The 17,901-nt window shown below is 42.5% G+C and carries 11 protein-coding genes; all 11 read left to right on the top strand.

What is annotated here, in order from left to right:
• The first annotated feature begins 8 nt into the window (after positions 1 to 8).
• Positions 9 to 449 carry a phage tail protein gene (locus ACFQ1M_RS05785; protein ID WP_386405231.1) on the top strand — a complete coding sequence of 147 codons (441 nt, stop codon included), beginning with the start codon at positions 9 to 11 and terminating at the stop codon, positions 447 to 449.
• Positions 449 to 898, top strand: a complete 450-nt coding sequence (locus ACFQ1M_RS05780; protein ID WP_386405228.1) for a phage tail protein — start codon at positions 449 to 451, stop codon at positions 896 to 898. Before ACFQ1M_RS05785 ends, ACFQ1M_RS05780 begins: the two co-directional genes overlap by 1 nt.
• Before the next feature lie 2 nt (positions 899 to 900).
• Entirely contained in the window at positions 901 to 1,065 is a 165-nt protein-coding gene (locus ACFQ1M_RS05775; RefSeq protein ID WP_386405225.1) for a DUF5908 family protein, read from the top strand.
• A gap of 10 nt (positions 1,066 to 1,075) precedes the next feature.
• A complete protein-coding gene (locus ACFQ1M_RS05770; protein ID WP_386405222.1) occupies positions 1,076 to 1,801 on the top strand; it encodes a CIS tube protein in 726 nt (241 codons plus the stop codon).
• Positions 1,802 to 3,547 (top strand): type VI secretion system tip protein VgrG, encoded by a 1,746-nt coding sequence (gene vgrG, locus ACFQ1M_RS05765; RefSeq protein ID WP_386405219.1) that lies wholly within the window; start codon positions 1,802 to 1,804, stop codon positions 3,545 to 3,547.
• 61 nt (positions 3,548 to 3,608) lie between these two features.
• On the top strand, positions 3,609 to 3,902 hold the full coding sequence (locus ACFQ1M_RS05760) for a PAAR domain-containing protein (protein WP_386405216.1): 294 nt from the start codon (positions 3,609 to 3,611) through the stop codon (positions 3,900 to 3,902).
• A gap of 33 nt (positions 3,903 to 3,935) precedes the next feature.
• The gene (locus ACFQ1M_RS05755; RefSeq protein WP_386405213.1) at positions 3,936 to 4,343 is read left to right on the top strand and encodes a GPW/gp25 family protein; all 408 of its coding nucleotides are present in this window, start codon (positions 3,936 to 3,938) and stop codon (positions 4,341 to 4,343) included.
• 15 nt (positions 4,344 to 4,358) lie between these two features.
• Positions 4,359 to 7,622: a baseplate J/gp47 family protein gene (locus ACFQ1M_RS05750; RefSeq protein WP_386405210.1), complete on the top strand. Its 3,264-nt coding sequence runs from the start codon at positions 4,359 to 4,361 to the stop codon at positions 7,620 to 7,622.
• On the top strand, positions 7,610 to 10,351 hold the full coding sequence (locus tag ACFQ1M_RS05745; protein WP_386405207.1) for a hypothetical protein: 2,742 nt from the start codon (positions 7,610 to 7,612) through the stop codon (positions 10,349 to 10,351). The genes ACFQ1M_RS05750 and ACFQ1M_RS05745 overlap by 13 nt, the downstream gene beginning before the upstream one ends.
• On the top strand, positions 10,348 to 16,074 hold the full coding sequence (locus ACFQ1M_RS05740; protein WP_386405204.1) for a hypothetical protein: 5,727 nt from the start codon (positions 10,348 to 10,350) through the stop codon (positions 16,072 to 16,074). Before ACFQ1M_RS05745 ends, ACFQ1M_RS05740 begins: the two co-directional genes overlap by 4 nt.
• A gap of 3 nt (positions 16,075 to 16,077) precedes the next feature.
• The gene (locus tag ACFQ1M_RS05735; RefSeq protein WP_386405201.1) at positions 16,078 to 17,889 is read left to right on the top strand and encodes a contractile injection system tape measure protein; all 1,812 of its coding nucleotides are present in this window, start codon (positions 16,078 to 16,080) and stop codon (positions 17,887 to 17,889) included.
• Positions 17,890 to 17,901 lie beyond the last annotated feature (12 nt).

Genomic DNA, 17,901 nt, shown 5'->3' with positions numbered 1-17,901 from the left:
AAAACATCATGGCAACATATCCATTACCAAAGTTTCATTTTAAAGTATCCTTTGGAGACACCGAATTTAATTGTACCGAAGTTTCAGGTCTCGATTTTGAGGCGGAAATGATCGAATATCGAGGAGGCGCCGATACCGAATATCACAAGACCAAACAACCGGGGCTTCGCAAGTACAGCAACATCACATTAAAGCGTGGCACATTTGCTGACAAGAGCAAAGAATTCTATACGCAATGGGTGAAGACCGTTTATTTCCAAGAAGGAGAAGAGCAGTATCGCGGAGATCTCACCATCAGTATGCTAGACGAGAAGCACGAGCCCATTGTAAGCTGGAAGGCCGAAAGAGCATATCTCACCAAGATCCAGTCTACCGATCTTAAAGCAGATGGGAATGAGATCGCGATAGAGACGGCAGAATTCGTCCACGAGAAGTTATCCTTGTTATAATGGCTGGCTATTATCCACCCGTCGGTTTTCACTTTAAGGTTGAATTTACCCGATTAGACGGTATTGAACTTAAAAGTAACGACCATCAATTTCAATCGGTTTCCGGTCTATCTGTAGACCTGGAAACCGAGGAGATTGCTGAAGGTGGCGAAAACCGATTCAAACACAAGATCCCCGTTAGGACAAAGTATCCAAACCTTGTCCTAAAGCGAGGATTATTAAAAGACTCAGGGCTGATCACGTGGTGTAAGAATGCGCTCGAAAATTACGAGATCGTTCCTGCAGATCTAAGTGTGTCGCTCTTAGACGAAAAACATGAACCTCTATTTTCTTGGAATGTAGTACATGCATATCCTGTAAAATGGAATGTAAGCGACCTGAACGCCGAGGAAAACAAGATAGTCATAGAATCTTTAGAGTTGACATATAATTATTTCAAAATCGCCTAATCATGCCTATAGAAATCAAAGAGCTGCACATAAAGATCAATCTGGACGAAGGTCCAAATCGAGGAGCAGGTGCCGGTGATGATCAAGATAGCGAGGGCAAGGAGCAATTGATATCTGCCTGTGTCGAACAAGTAATGGGGATTTTAGAAAGACAAAAAGAACGTTAAAATTATTTTGATGAGCGGAGGAGATTTAACCAAATTGATCATTAAGTGCTACAAGGACGAAACCTTTCAAGATGAAATAAAGGAGCTCGAATACACCGCATTGCTCAATCCAGATAAATATTCGCAAATTTTCAAAACTGAATATAAAAAGGAACAGGGAAGCGGAAGCAGTAATACAGCTCCAAAATTTACGAGATCACCTCCACCGGACTTAGACCTGGAGTTACTATTTGACCGAACTGGGGTCATAGCACATTATGGTAAGGACGAGAACGGGGACGCTTCCGAGTATGTCTATAAAGATTATGGTACTGGGATCAGCAAGGATATCGAGGACTTCAAAAAGACGGTCTATGCCTATAATGGAGATAGTCATAAACCAAACTATCTCTGGATATTATGGGGAGACCTAAATTTTCAAGGAGTTCTTACAGAAATGTCTTTTGAGTACAAACTTTTCCGTTCCGATGGCACACCACTTAGAGCTATCGCAAAGGTGAAATTTATCTCAGTCATAGAGGACAACAAAAGAGCGGCAGCAGAAAACAACAGCTCACCAGACCTCACCCATTATCGCACAGCCAAAGCTGGCGATACGCTTCCTCTGATGACCTATGATATCTATGGTGACTCCAAATACTATCTGGAAGTCGCAAAAGCAAACAACATCATCAATTTTAGAACATTACAGGCAGGACAAAAAGTTTTTTTTCCTCCAATCAAAAAAACCAGCTAAATGAACAACAGCGGCGTCATACAAACTTCTAAAAGTGCAGACTTGATCACCTTTAAGGTCCTCGTGGATGGCAATGAGCTTTCTAAAGCCAATGAGGTATTGAGTATCGAAGTATCTAAAGAAGTCAACCGTGTCCCCACCGCCTATATCATCTTAAAGGACGGAGAAGCAGCTACAAGAGATTTCCTACTGAGCAATGAAGAGCTATTTATCCCAGGGAAAGAGATCGAGATCACTGCTGGATATCATTCCGACGAAGAAACGATCTTTAAAGGCCTTGTGATAAAACATGCCATAAAGATCCGAAAGAATGCCTCGCAATTACATATTGAGTGTAAAGATAAAGCCGTGAAGATGACCGTAGGCTGTAAGAGTAAATACTTCTATGAAAGCAGTGACAGCGACATCATCAAACAATTGCTCGATGACCACGGTCTAGATGCCAATGTGGACAACACCAACCATGCCCATCCCGAACTGGTTCAATACAATGCTTCGGACTGGGACTTTATGGTGGCGCGTGCACAAGCCAATGGACTGTTGTGCTTTGTTGATGACGGTGCGGTAGACGTGGTGCGGCCTGCTACCTCCGAAACAGAGATCGAAACAGTGACCTTTGGTACAACGATGCTGGATTTTGATGCTGAGATCGATGCTCGTACACAAATTGCCAAAGTATCGTCATACGGCTGGAATCATGCGGACCAAGAATTATTGGAGATCGAAGGAACCGACCCAGGAGTAAGCCTCAATGGAAACCTTTCATCAAGCGACCTAAGCGATACCATCGGTTTAGAAAACTTACAGTTGAAGCATGGTGGTGCCGTAACAGATACCGAATTGCAAGATTGGGCAGACGCCAAATGGTTGTTTCAGCAACTGGCCAAAGTACGTGGTAGAGTTCGATTTCAAGGAATTCCCGCAGCCAAACCCAACACGGTGCTTAAACTAGAGGGTGTAGGTGATCGTTTTAATGGAAATGTCTACATCACTGGAGTAAGGCACAGTATAGCAGAGGGAAATTGGACCGTTGATGTTCAATTTGGGCTAAATCCAGAATGGTTTTCGGAAACCTTCGACATTCATGCACAACCTGCAGCAGGTCTGCTGCCTGCCATACAAGGTCTGCAAGTGGGCATCGTATCCCAATTGGCAGATGATCCCGATGGCGAAGAACGCATCCTAGTACAAATTCCGATCATCGACAATCAAGAACAAGGAATATGGTGTCGCGTGGGAACGTTGGATGCCGGTGAGAATCGCGGATCTTTCTTTAGACCCGAAATCGGTGACGAGGTCATCATCGGCTTTATCAACGAAGACCCAAATCATGCAGTGGTGCTGGGAATGTTGAATAGCAGCGCCAAGCCAGCACCCATCACAGCCTCTGACGACAATCATGAAAAGGGATTTGTGACACGAAGCGAAATGAAAGTGATGTTCGACGACGACAAGAAGTCCATAAATATTTCCACTCCTGCTGGAAAACTGATCAGTCTCGATGAAGACGCTGGTGTTATAAAGATCGAAGATGACAACTCTAATGTCATCACCATAGACGGCGATGGTATTAAAATGGAAAGCAACGGAGATATAGAGATCAAAGCTTCGGGAGACGTGAAGATACAGGGAACCAACGTAGAGGTGAAAGCGGATGCCGAGTTCAAGGCCGATGGAGGTGCTGGAGCAGAGCTTACCTCAAGCGCCATTGCAAAAGTAGAAGGTTCATTGGTTCAAATAAATTAAAAGACCAACATCGTGATAAGCACAAAATGGTCCATGGATAATTAATTATAAAAAACAGACAATGGGAGCACCAGCCGCAAGAATAACCGACATGCACGTTTGTCCAATGGTAACACCACCAGGAATACCACATGTGGGAGGGCCTATCCTCCCCGCTGGAGAACCCACAGTACTCATTGGTGGAATGCCAGCGGCAAGGGTTGGAGACATGGCGACATGTACTGGGCCACCCGATACGATCATTGCAGGATCGGGAACGGTGATGATCGGCGGAATGCCCGCAGCAAGGATGGGAGACAGCACTGCCCATGGAGGGACCATCGTTCTTGGAGAGTTTACAGTGCTCATAGGATAAACAGTATTAACCAATAGAAACCAATTACCAAAAATGGAGAAGAATGCATTTTTAGGAACAGGCTGGGGATTTCCGCCAGAATTCAGCAATACCTTGAACAAGGTAAAAATGATCTCTGCCGAAGAGGATATTGACAGCAGTCTTCATATACTATTGTCCACAAGACTACGAGAACGCGTGATGCTTCCCGACTATGGATGCAATTTAGAAGAGTTGCTGTTCGAAGCACTGAATCGTACGCTCATCACCTATATCACCGAACTTATCAAGACCGCCATCCTATACCATGAACCACGGATCGATGTGGAACGCATCGACATCTCAGAATCAGATCCGCTTGAAGGCATTGTTCTAGTGGAGATCGACTATAGGGTACGTGCTACCAACTCGCGTAGAAATATGGTATTTCCTTTCTATAAAGAAGAAGGAACCGACCTGTAAAAAGTGAAACCAACCATGAGTACACTAAAGAACATAGAAAATACACTATATAGGAATGGCAGCGATCAGGTACAGCGTTTTGTAGAAGCTCTAGATCCCGCCAATTTTGAATTGATGGACTTCGAAGTCGAGGATTGGGTGTTGTTCGCCTTTCATTTTGCAAAACAGGTAAACTACTTCGATGTATCAGACGACACCAATGCCTCTAATAACTGGCAGGAATTCTTCAATATCACCAAAGAAGAACTTACAGAGATCCCGTTTAGAACATCTAAAGAATATATAGCACTAAAACAACGTGTTGCCAGTAAAATAGAAGAATTGGAACTGGTCGCTAGCATTACGCCTCATTTGACATTGTTCCTATGCTTTCTTAATTTACTGAACGAATCTAAGGAGCGATTCAATGACCTGACCAAGAGACACCTCGACTTTTACTACAAGGAGATTCTTCAAGTCTCCAAAACGCCTGCAAAAGAAGATACGGTTCACATTCTATTCGAACTCGCAAAGAAAAGTACAGAAGAACTGATAAAGGCAAAGACCAAATTGAACGCGGGAGAGGATACCGATGGAAATCCTAGGATATATGAAACCGATGAAGACCTCGTGGTCAATAAGGCAAGTGTTGGCGCACTGCGCACCATTTACAACGACCATACGACCAAGACCTTCTATAATAGCTTTGACCCAAAGACCTCAGATGGTATAGCAGAACCACTGCCGGAAACATCACCCTACTGGTGGCCATTTGGTTATATTAACAGCCCGAAAGAATTTACCGAGCTTCCAAAGGCAAAGGTAGGCTTTACCATTGCATCACCTATGTTGCAACTTAGTGAAGGACTTAGAAGTATCCAAATCGTCATTACGTTCGAAGATATTACCACAGCCGCTGATCTTGCGAAGTTGGTCAACCCAGCACAAGTCATGAAGGTCGAAGGTAGCGGTGCCGAAGATTGGATACGAACCTTAGCGTTGAAGGAAACTATTTCGGTTGGCGGTTCAACTTATGTTAGCCAGCTAGAGGCATCCGCCTTGAAACTGGCCTTACAACTACCAAAGGACGAAGAGGCATTGGTCGCCTATAATGCCGAACTTTTACTTGAAAAATATAATACCTCGTTTCCCCTATTGCGTTTTGTGATCGATCAGCATAAGGAAGCTGGGCACGACCTGTACCGTCATCTGGCAAAACAGACCGTAAAGAGCATTCAAATAGATGTCAATGTATCCGAAGCTGCCGAGGTACTGATCGAAAACGATAACAGTACACTTAAATCACAAAAGCCTTTCTTTCCATTCACTGCACAACCCATAGAGGGAAGTAATTTCTATGTAAATTATCCTGAGGCTTTCAGCAAAGCGTGGAATAGCTTCACCATTAATTTTGATTGGAAAGATAGGCCTGACTCATTTAGCGATTGGTATAAGGCATATAAGAAAGAGTTTCTGAATGAAATTCCCAAAAGCCTTATCGTCGATGCCTCTACAACTCCACCGACAAAAATGACCTTGACAGATATTGTTGATAATGATCAATATTTTAAGATCAAGGCAACTATAAGAGACAAGGAAGAATGGAAACATGAAACAGAGACCAATCTGTTTTCCAATGTAGCAGCAGATGCGTCCAAATTTTCGTTGAACATTCAAAAACCAAGCGTAAACCCTCCTATTAGCTTTGGTGATGTCACAGGTGTCAAGCTAACACTTCAACAATCGTTCTTGCATTCATTGTTTCCGAGATTATACGCAGTGTCTATTTCAAATGATTCGTATGAGGTGATCCCTAATGAACCATACACCCCGCTAGCAGAAAATATTACGATATCCTATAGCGCTTCCGAGAACACCACCTTTCAACAGCAGAATCTTCCGCTTGATGAAGACGTAGTTCTGCAAGCTGGAAATACTGAGGAGGCCTATAAAAATGAAAGGGTTCGATTATTTCACGAACATCCCTTCGGACAAGCCGAAGAACACAACTACCTCAAGGTCAGTAGATTTCAAAAGGGCATTATAGACAAGTTCGAAGTTGCCCCGATCAATGCTACACTGGTACCAGAGTATTGCCACGGTGGAAATTTGCTCATCGGGTTAAAAGATGCGAAACCACTTCAAAATGTAGCACTTTTGTTTCAGGCATTGGAAGGAAGTGAAAATCCATTGACGAAGAGTTTTGAACTCAATGAGAAGATCGAATGGGCCATCCTATGTGACGATAAGTGGAAGGACGTCTCCAACGATCTTCTGAACAACAGCATTGATAACTTTCTAAGGTCAGGGATCGTGAAATTTGCCATACCCAGAGAAGCGACCAACACCAACACATTGCTGCCCGAAGGATATATCTGGGTCAGAGCTAAAATGCATAGGGGCTATGATGCAGTAAGCAAACTCATAGATATTCATGCCCAGGTGGTCGAATCCACCTTCATCAATAATGGCAATACCTTAGATCATTTGGAAAATGGCCTTCCTGCAAAGACCATAAAAAAACTCATCACTCGAATTCCCCAGATAAAATCGCTGGAACAACCTTATGTTTCCTTTGATGGTGCTGCCGAAGAATCGGACGCTGACTACTATCGAAGAATCAGCGAACGACTACGTCATAAGAATCGGGCGGTCAATCAATGGGACTATGAACATTTGATCCTTCAGCAATTTCCAGATATCTATAAGGTAAAGTGCTTGAATCATTCTAAAGGAAACAACTTTTTGTCACCAGGAAATGTGACCATTATCGTGGTACCAGATACGGTAGATAAGAATGTATTTGACATCCATCAGCCGAGAGTGAGCAAAGCGACAAAAAATGCCGTCACCAATTACGTTAATAGTCTGAATACCAAATTGGTCACTGCTGAGGTGATCGACCCAAATTATGAGGAAGTGCAAATAGAACTCGAGGTTTCTTTCTATGAAGGATTTGACGACAGCTTCTATACCAAAGAGCTGAAAGAGGATATAAAGAGATTCTTGTCGCCATGGGCATACGATGATACCAAGAAGGTAAACTTTGGACGTACGCTTCACAAAAGTGTCTTGATCGACTATCTGGAAAAACTGCACTACGTGGATTACATACAAGAAGTGGTCATGAACAAGATCATCAAGAAAGATGAAGAAGAGATCGTTCAAAAAAATCTTAACAGTATCACTCCATCCAATCCAAAATCTATTCTTGTAAGCTCTAAAGAACATAATGTCTCTACCGTTACCAGCAATTGCAAAGGAGAAAAACCAATAGAAACAAACCCATGTCAAGTATAATTAAACATATAAGCATTCCAAAGGATGTCGCTACAAAAGATGATCTCGACTATGACTTTCTACGAAGTACCGGAATTTCATACATCGAACAATTAGGAGGAAAACTATGGACAGATTACAATAGTCACGATCCAGGAATTACGATGCTGGAAATGCTATGCTACGCCATTACCGATCTAGGGATGCGTATCGATCTGCCAACTGAAGATCTTCTTGCACCCGAAATAGGGGTTCTTCAAGACCAGTTCTATAAAGCAGCAGACATTTTCCCTAGTAAACCAGTGAACGAGCTCGATTACCGAAAACTCTTCATCGATATCGATGGCGTAAAAAACTGTTGGTTACGCAAACACGAGCAGAAGGTATGGGTCAATTGTAAGGATCATGAACAATCCTATAACAAATCCGATTTTGAGGGTAAGGTACTAGGGCAATTCATAAAGAGTTACAGCTATAATGGACTCTACGACCTCTTTGTAGAATACGATGAATTTGAAGAAGGACTCACTGAAGCAGCGATCATCGTGGAAAAAGATCGAATCAACAAAGACATCAGAGCTAGTTTTCATAGAAATCGAAACTTATGCGAGGATCTAGAGGATATTACCGACGTACAAACGCAAGGAGTTTCAGTCTGTGCGGAGATCGAAGTGGCTCCCGAGGCGGATGAGGAATTGATAGACGCCAAGATCAAGTATGCCATTGAGCAGTATTTCTCACCTTCCCTTCAATTTTATAGCATAAGCCAAATGCTCGACAAAGGGTACACTACCGACCAAATTTTTGACGGCCCTATCTTGGTAAATGGTTTTATCGATACCGAAGAACTAAAAGCCGCAGAATTACGTCGAGAGGTCCGTCTATCGGACATCATGAAACTTATAATGAATATCGAAGGAGTGCTTCTCATCAGAGATATCGCTATCGGTTTTTGCGATACCGATATACCAGTGCCGAACAAATGGCTTATCTGCATAGATCCAGATAAGAAACCAGTACTCTGTAAAACCAGTAAGTTAAGCTACGCCAAAGGGGTGCTGCCTTTGAATCTTAATGAAGAAAAATCTAAAGAATACTTACGACAGCTAAAGGAAGATGCAAAACAAGCGCAGTCATTGGCAAAAAGCGACCTCACGTTACAGGTGCCTTCCGGAAGCTTCACCGCCTCAGAGAATTATTTGACCATACAAAATGATTTTCCAGATGTTTATGGTATTGGACAAGAAGGCCTTTCTAGCAGATCCTCCACGGCAAGAAAGGCACAGGCCAAGCAGCTCAAAGGGTACCTGCTGTTTTTTGATAAGGTTTTGGCTACGTACTTCAAACACCTTAGCAAGGTAAAGGACCTATTATCAGTTACAGGTGTTGAGACGAAGACCTATTTCACCCAAGCCGTAAAAGGCATCAAAGGTTTTGATGATCTGGTCGCCTATTATCCAAAAGAGGATGACGAGGCATTGACCGAACTCCTTTTTGACCAATTCGACAATAATATAGAACGTAGAAATGAATTGCTTGACCATCTTTTGGCGCGTTTCGCAGAATACTTTGGCGAATATAGCTTTTTGATGAAGACCCTCTATGGTGATGCTTCGGAGGAAATAGTCCTTCAGAACAAGGAAAAGTTCTTGGAAGATTATCGTGAGCTAAGTAGATCCCGTGGTCATGGTTTCAATTACAAGGCACCACTGATCGATATGTGGGACACCGACAACATATCGGGCTGGCAACGCCGTATCGCCCGACTAATAGGAATGAAAAACTACCATCGTAGAAATCTCTCCAATTCCTTCATTGACATTTACGAATTGGTGAACTCGGATGGAGAAGACGTATTTCGTTGGCGTATACATAATGCCAATGGAAAGATCATGCTTTCTGGCACGGAAGAATATACCAGCGTCGATGCTGCAGAAACAGAACTTAACTTCGCCGCCCTACAGGTCATTCAGACGAGCGAGAGAGCCATAGAAGAACAGTTGATGGAAGGATTGAGTGGAGAAACCACCATCAAAAATATACACTTACATCAGGCAGACTCGGGTAGATGGTCATTTGATGTGATCAATCCACTGGCAGATCCAGACACCAAGGATTACATCATTGCAAAACAATTTGTCTACTATGACACCCTAGAAGAAGTAAAGGACGCCATTTTAGAATTGATCCACTTTATGAAATTCGAATTCACCGAGGAGGGCATCTTTTTGGTGGAACATATACTATTGCGACCAGATAATGTTCCGTACACAGGAGCAGAAACACTCTTGAAACGCTTTCTTCCCATCTGCGATGAGAATTGTAACGGAGATATCCCTTTGGACCTTTACTCCTATATGGTCAGCATCGTGTTACCGGGATATACCTTTAGATTTCAAGATTTTGATTTTAGGAACTATCTCGAGGATCTGATAAGAAAAGAACTACCGGCACACGTTTTGGCCAAGATATGCTGGGTTGGCGAACGAAAAGGTAGTGTACCAGACGACCAGAACGACTTGCTATGCTTTGAAAAAGCGTATAAGGCATTCTTGGAGCAGAAGTCTCAAGAAGATGAACAGCCAAAAGCAGCACTCAGCAATCTTATCGATGCGATGAGCAAACTTAACTCCATCTATCCTACTGGCAGATTGTTGGATTGTGATGATGAAAGTGATTCGCTCAAAGGAAAGATGATACTAGGACAAACCAACCTTGGAAATAACAATACAAAAAATACCGAACAATGAGCACAAAACTGTCAACCATAGCCACGCAATACAGTAGATTCATAGACAATCAAGTATTGACCAAAGATCAACTTAACGAATTCTTGGATTATTTCGATGATCAGGATCGACTCTCCCGAATCGCACTCAGCGGTGTGGGAATCGTTTGTGGTCTCGATTTTGAGCTGAATATCAACACCAACGTCATCACCGTGAATCAGGGTTATGGGGTGACTACAGACGGTGATCTGCTAATGCTGCAAAATCGACTGCCTGAAAATTCAGAAGAAACGACAGACGTTCTCAAACAAAAGAGGCTACAGCGAAAAATAAACTTTGATAAGAAAGTCTTTACCCATTTTAAGGTCTTTGACAATGGAAAGGCCAACTATCCTGCATTTGATACCGGTGAAGGGTCACCGATACAGATTTTAGAATTGGCTGACAAGAATGATTATGACGGGTATCAGATCACTATCGAAGATGATGGTTTCTCGGAAATTTCGGAGGCCGGGGATCTAAAGAATTATGTGGTATTTATTTATTTGGAATGCTATGCGGAGGAAGGTGACCTCTGTAAAGGCCTTAGCTGTGATGACCAAGGTATCCCACAGATAGCGAATACCAAGCTATTGCTTGTTCCCACAAGTTTGGCCGAGACGATAGCAGCACAAGACAAGGTCTTTAAAAAACACCAATTGCAAGAATTTCACATTGATCTGCCAGAGGTCTTTGTAAAGCGTGTTGTTCTGGATACCGCCAATACAGCCACTTTTGACAATCTAAAAACAGCCTATCACGGAGCTATCAATGCCAATGATACCATTGCCAATTTAAGCGACGGGATTGACAAAATTCTAGAAAAGTTTGGTAAGGTTTCCTTAAAAGCCAAAATAGAACAGCTTTTTAATTTTAGTGATACGGCCGTTCTTCCAGACTTCCAATATCGCTACGATCTGCTAAAGGACTTGGCAGATACCTACAATGAAATGAAAGCATTACTGCAATGTATCAATGTGGAATGCTGTCCCGGTATCGGATCTTTTCCCAAACATCTCATGCTTGGAAAGATCGATGAGACCAAAGACTTCGAAACCTTACGACATAAATTCTATAAATCGCCGATCATTGGACATGAGGATGATAACCTGAAAAAGCTTCAACTATTGTTTGAAAGAGTGGAAAGCATCGTCATCTCCTACAAGACCGCCAACAAAGGGGATGAGATACGGGTGACTCCCTCTAAAGCCCTCTCCGTGCTTGGTGATAAGGCCGTCCCATTTTATTATGATGCCAAGGATAATTTCTTGAAGAATTGGAACTACGAAAAGACCAAAAACTTCAAGGAAAGTAATAATCTTGGATATCATTTTCAAAAGGAAGGAGTCGATAACCATATCGCCAATCCGTTGGCCTACGATCATATGGACAAAGATTTCTTTAGGATCGAAGGAGTCCAGGGAAAACTTTATAACGAGGCACTAGAGAAACTAAAAGCGATCAAGAGAAAGTACGGTCTCAATTTTGATATCAAACTGCTTTCTATCGATGCCAGCTTACAAAATATCGAATTAGAAGATTATCGTTGCGAGTTCGAGGACTTGCAAGTACTACTCGAAGCGTGGACCACCGAACAGAATTGTACACTCGAAGAGATCACCGATTTCTTTTCTGGCTTTAGCTTAGAAGAGGTTGGAAGAAATGACAAGAAGCAAGATTATCTCAGTGGAATTGTTCGCGTTAAAAAGATCAAAGGTCAAACCGATGGTCCCATACGCTTTAAAACGAAGGAAACTGGCATCGCGCGGGTGGCATTCGATAAGATGGCGATTTCAGATACCAAAACAGAGAATTTGGGTATTCGTAGTGGCGAACCATCGGCTAAACAATATTATCAGGAATCGAAGAAAAATGTAGTTCTAGACAATCTAGATAAGAAAGAAGGAACCCTTGGTCTTCTTTTAAAAGAGACCATCGAAGATAACAAAGATGATAATGCGATAGAACTTTATAAGAAAGCGAAAGATCGCATTAACGAATCAGTCGATGAAACCGTATGGGACGAAAATCCTAAGGCGAAAGATCTTATTCTCGACGGAATCGTCAAAGTTTTGGTCGATAGCTATGGGCTTGTAGAAAGGGCCCCTACCCGCTTAAATCAGGTCATTAGCGGCAGTATCAAGTTATACACCGAAACACAGAAAAGCCTTTGCGCCACCGTAAAACGTTTAAAGGCAACATATCAAACCGCAGAGATCGACGATACTTTAAAAGATATCCTAGGACTTTTGATCAATCAGTTATCCACCGTGTGCTGTTCGGGCAAGAAATTAGAGATTCTTTTGGTACAGATCGAGGAACGCAAGCAACGTATTTTAGATAAGATCAAACTTCAGAATTTTGTTGAAGACAATAATGCTTTGGAACACAAGGCGGGTGCTGGACCCGGAGAAACCTTCGTCATGGTCTATATTACCGACGTGGATAGTGATATCGAAAACTTTAGACCAGTATCCCTAACCATTCCTTTCAAAGAACAACCAACGCCAAAAACAGCATCTGTATCTGGCGACATTGCCACGATTCAACTTTGGGACCGTAGTGTGAATACTGAATTTGGTTTTACAAAAGAGCCGGTTAGAAACAATCTTGTGCTTGGTAAGACCAAGCGTTTTCAACCGCTCGTTCCAATCGGAGCGACCATAGATGAAACGGTTCAGAATATGGCCGACTATCTTAATTTTCATTGGAGAATAGCGCGAGCGTCCAACTTTATCGAAGCTAAAATGATCAGAGGAAGAGGCCTTCGCATCACTATTAAAGATCGTTCAGTACCGAAGAATGCATATTACTTCTCTTTGAACGACAATCAAAAGAATGGTTTTGGATTTGATTTTGTACGTCCCATCAAAAGAAAGAACAGACTTTACTTTCCAGAGAATGAGGTCATAGAGACCAATGTCGTAGAAAAAAATACCGTGATCGCAGATTTTACATTACCTTATATCTGTTGTTCAGATTGTGAGCCGATCAACTTCATCATCCCAGAACCTCCTGTATTTTTAAGCATTCCAGAAACAGTGTGCTTGGATGGCGAGCCAGTGCCTATACCTTTTACCATTTCGCCTGAAGATGGTACTGTAGAAGCATTACCATCGGCGGCACAAGCGGCCATCGTTATCGACGCTGACGGTAAACCTCAGTTCGACCCTAGCCTGCTCGATGAGAATCTCTACGGAGAAAGGATCACCTTTACCGTCAATGGAAAGGAAACCAGTGCCAATATCACTGTATTCAGGATTTCGGATGTCCAAGTTGCAATTGATGACATCAATTATAATGAAGATAAGACTACAGCTCAGGTCATCTTCCAATTAAGCAGTGATCATCTAGAGGATATTACGACCTATACATGGGATCTAGGTGACGGCCGAACTTTGCAGAACGCACCCGATACGAATGATCAGGTCGTTTTTGAATATGACTTGCCTATCGGGGAGACCAACGAGGTATTCCCATCGCTCGAGGTAAGCAACGGATTCTGCACACATACCATCGAGGTCCCGGCCATCCCATTTGAGGAGCAGGATGTAAGTTTTGAAATTGTAGACGAGCTGTGTATCGATCCAAGTGGAGAAAACAGTATCGAAACCATAGAATTCACGGTGACGCCTGCCAATAAAACGGTAACGCTGGCAGATCCGACCATCAATGGTATCGACATAGAGGATAGCACAGTAGTGATTACCAAAAGTGACTTTGGTCATTACAACCAACCGATCGAATTTGAGGTCGATGGTGAAATGGTCGAAGCTACGCTTACCCTTAGAGAAAGACCGGTCAACGCGACTATCATCGCCGATCCTGTAGCGGCTACCGCCTTGCCCGGACAAGAGGTTAGCTTTAGCTTTTCGGTAGGTGGATTGAGAAATCCATCTGACAACATATCATACGCCTGGAACTTTAATTCGGGGGAGGCAACGGCAGAAATCGCAGAACCCGAATTCAATTTTACTGTTCCAGATGGGGCCGATGGTTTTGTTACTTTTGAAGTGGTACTCACCGTTGATGAAGGAATTTGCGCTCCGGTAAGAGTAGTTACCGAGATTCGTATAGATATCACAGAGATCACTTTTGAAATTTCAGAAAGCGAGATCTGTTTTGATGAGCAAACCGAGGTAGCTTATACCATTTCTCCTGTTTCGCTGGTTCCAACGACCGAAACGACCGGCATCACGGTCATCGGTGCTGGTATTGCCACACCCGTGATTCGATTTGAAGAGTCGTTCAGCAATTTTAACCAAGCGATAGCATTTGAAGTAGAAGGTGTCATTCGAACCATCACAGTTCGAAAAAAGCCTGAAGATATCGGTATCACTTTTGACGAACCTGGAAATGTCTTCCCTGGAGGAACAACAAATTTGCAATTCAACATCACTGGTATAAACGAGGATGAGGTGAGCAATTATGAATATCAATGGTTTGTTGATGATGTTCTTGTGGTAGGTGCCACAACACATGATCCAAGATTAGCGTTGACCACTGATCTCGATGATTCAGACTCTAGAACCTTCCAAGTAAGGGCATCTGTCCTCGGTAGCCCCTGCGAAGCAGTAGCGATACCAGCAGTACCCGTAACTATTAGCATCACACCGTTTAGCTTTACTATCGATCAGTCAGAAATTTGTTTAGGCGAAGTGAATTCGATAGGATATACAGTGGTCCCTAACACATTGCTTCCAAGTACCACAACTCCAGGGATCGTTTTTAATAGAACCAACCCGAGCGCACCGACGATCGTCTTTAGTACCGGATTCAATACGTTCGATCAACCAATAAACATCACTGCTGGTGGCATTACACGTTCGATAACCGCAAGAAGATTACCACCTGGGGCGGATTTCGATCCTCCTGCTAATACCACTGTGAACGCCGGTACAAATATCACAAGAACTTTTAGCGTAACTGGAGTAGCGAGTGGTGTAGATGACCATTATAATTTCCGATGGGTACGAACCAATCCTGATGGCAGCCAAGCAATTAGAAATGGTCTGTCGGTCACCATACCGTTCAGCATACCAGCAGGAGCAGCAGGGATCATACGATTCCCCGTGCGTTTAGAAATCTCTGGTACGCCTTGCGAATCACCGCGAACCATAGAAAAACTGGTCACTTTTAATATTCAGGTCATTGAAGAACCCGCCACCTGCGAGGAATTGAGATTTGACCAGATAAAAGTTGATAGAGAAAATTTGGTGAGAGAGGATGATATCACAGTTTTCTTGGCCAATGAGGTTACGTTACCAACCAGACAGCGCTATGATGATGTGATAGGCCTAGAAACCGAATTCATGACAGGAAACTTAAATGACAACCTCCCTGAGTTCTTAGCAGTGTTATTTGAGCAGACATCGATGATTTTGCTACAGCAAGAACCAAGTTCAGGAGAATATGCTATAGCGGCCAAATATTTTGAGGCACAAATACGATTGTTGATCAATATTCTACATTGCCAGTCCGATGATATCCTAATTGAACAACTTTCGGACGGAGGAGTACTCTTCGACTTTTTGGAAGCGCTTAAATCACACTTGAAAGATCTACAGGCCAGAGCGCAAGTAAGTGGTGTGAACTACGATCCAGATAGATCGATCCAAGCTTTCCTAGCTGCTTGTATCGAAGCTGGATTGCCATCTCCTAGTTTGGAGAATTTGATCAACGAGATCATCGCACTTTTACCATAGTGTATGGATACTAGCGATAAACATATCATCCATAAGCTGTTTGTTGAAGTTGAAACCAACGATCGAGAACGAGCGATGTTCTTTAAAGACCATTTAGACCAATTCTTAAAAGAAGAGATCCTAAAAGTCTTGGCGCAACATATTGATGAGGCAAATGAGTCAATGCCTTATCATGTGTTGCAGCTAGACCAATTATCTCTGGAGCTCAATTTTGAAAAGATAGCTTCAAAAGCACAGATCAGGGAAGCAATTGCTAAGCAATTCAAAACGCAATTGACAGAAGTTCTTACTCAATTTGACCAGAATAACACCAAAGAAGGAATAAAAGGTATGAGTAAGGAGGAAAGTCAATTGCGTTCCTTCCTTGACTTTCTCGAAACGGGTATTGAACCTTGGTATCGACCAGAGGAAACCGGCGTTTTACATTTGATCGAAGATGTGATCAAAGCACCGAGAACGACCATTTCTAAAGGTCGAATTATTCGAACGTTAAGAAGCAAGGTGGCCTTTGAAAGATTGATCCATCAATTTTCGAAGAAGGACGTTTATAGCTTGTTCAAATATCTATCAGAGGATAAAGAATTGTTCGCAAAACTTTTTCCCGAGGAGCAAGTAGCAAAATTTGAATATGGTAGACCAGCATTAAGAAAGACTCTCTGGAGAACTGTATTTCAAGTGGTGGAAAATGACGAGACCAATACTTTCAAGAGCCTATTCTCTAGTGAACTGAACGCTAGCACTCGACTCCAAGGTCTTTCTGAGAATGAGACAAATATCGTTCAAATGCTAGATGAGCAAATTGCCAGGCAATTGGGAATTGATTTTTCAGCATATAAGAATTCTCTTGATGATCGCAGCAAACGATCAATTGCTGAAAAGACAAAAATAGATCCATCCAGTACTCAGGACTCTAATATTCAACAAGAAGAGCATCCTACAGCTTCTGATCTAAAAGCGCCAGTGATCAACCAAGATAAATCTGATGCGCTTAAGGAAGACCATTCTAAAGAAAAAGATCGTGAACGAGATTCCAAAGAAATTGAACCTAGGGATGATAAATATTTAGCTGAAAAAGGTAGTGTCCAAGAAAAAGAGGAGATTGAAAATGATGTACTTTTTAACACAAGTAATAGCAATGATGATGAGCTCCTTACATCCAATACGAAGAAGGGGCACGCACCAACAACTCAGGATAATGGCACACGAGATATTTCCGAAACTTCTGAGCAAGAAGGCAAAGAGCGCTTAAAAAGTGAGCCACAATCGCATCAAGACACAGATTTCTCTGAGCGGGACTTCCAAGATGCGCCTTTACATACTGAGAAAGGCACGTATTATGTCTATAATGCAGGCTTACTCCTTCTCCACCCGTTTCTCTCCGCTTTTTTTGAGGACTGTGAGTTAATGACCGATAAAAAATTTACCGATCCCGTCTTGGCCATTCACCTCTTGCATTACGTAGCTACGGGAAAAGAGCAAGAACCAGAAAATTTGATGGCCATGGAGAAGTTCCTTTGCAATATCCCTGTCAGTATCTCTATAGATCGCTTTATTGAGCTTCCCGATAACTTGAAGCAGAAAGCTGATGAGCTCTTGTCAAGTACGTTATCGCATTGGCAAATATTGAAGAGTTCTACCAAAGACCTTTTACAGAATGAATTCTTACAGCGTCCAGGAAAATTGATACTAAAGGATCAAAATCCCAAGATCATCATGGAACGAAAGACGCAGGATATTCTTTTAAACCAACTACCATGGAATCATAGCTTATTTAAACTTCCATGGAAGGACCAATTGATATTTGTGGATTGGTAAACATATAATGAA

This window comes from Sungkyunkwania multivorans, assembly GCF_042675645.1.
In the GTDB taxonomy this organism is placed as follows: domain Bacteria; phylum Bacteroidota; class Bacteroidia; order Flavobacteriales; family Flavobacteriaceae; genus Sungkyunkwania; species Sungkyunkwania multivorans.
Note: the sequence above shows the minus strand (reverse complement) of the source record. Positions and strands in the feature narration are given on the sequence as shown.

Excerpts from the sequence above, each read along its gene's own strand:
- ACFQ1M_RS05785 (WP_386405231.1), top strand. The coding sequence starts at position 9 with ATGGCAACATATCCATTACCAAAGTTTCATTTTAAAGTATCCTTTGGA.
- ACFQ1M_RS05780 (WP_386405228.1), top strand. The coding sequence starts at position 449 with ATGGCTGGCTATTATCCACCCGTCGGTTTTCACTTTAAGGTTGAATTT.
- ACFQ1M_RS05775 (WP_386405225.1), top strand. The coding sequence starts at position 901 with ATGCCTATAGAAATCAAAGAGCTGCACATAAAGATCAATCTGGACGAA.
- ACFQ1M_RS05770 (WP_386405222.1), top strand. The coding sequence starts at position 1,076 with ATGAGCGGAGGAGATTTAACCAAATTGATCATTAAGTGCTACAAGGAC.
- vgrG (WP_386405219.1), top strand. The coding sequence starts at position 1,802 with ATGAACAACAGCGGCGTCATACAAACTTCTAAAAGTGCAGACTTGATC.
- ACFQ1M_RS05760 (WP_386405216.1), top strand. The coding sequence starts at position 3,609 with ATGGGAGCACCAGCCGCAAGAATAACCGACATGCACGTTTGTCCAATG.
- ACFQ1M_RS05755 (WP_386405213.1), top strand. The coding sequence starts at position 3,936 with ATGGAGAAGAATGCATTTTTAGGAACAGGCTGGGGATTTCCGCCAGAA.
- ACFQ1M_RS05750 (WP_386405210.1), top strand. The coding sequence starts at position 4,359 with ATGAGTACACTAAAGAACATAGAAAATACACTATATAGGAATGGCAGC.
- ACFQ1M_RS05745 (WP_386405207.1), top strand. The coding sequence starts at position 7,610 with ATGTCAAGTATAATTAAACATATAAGCATTCCAAAGGATGTCGCTACA.
- ACFQ1M_RS05740 (WP_386405204.1), top strand. The coding sequence starts at position 10,348 with ATGAGCACAAAACTGTCAACCATAGCCACGCAATACAGTAGATTCATA.
- ACFQ1M_RS05735 (WP_386405201.1), top strand. The coding sequence starts at position 16,078 with ATGGATACTAGCGATAAACATATCATCCATAAGCTGTTTGTTGAAGTT.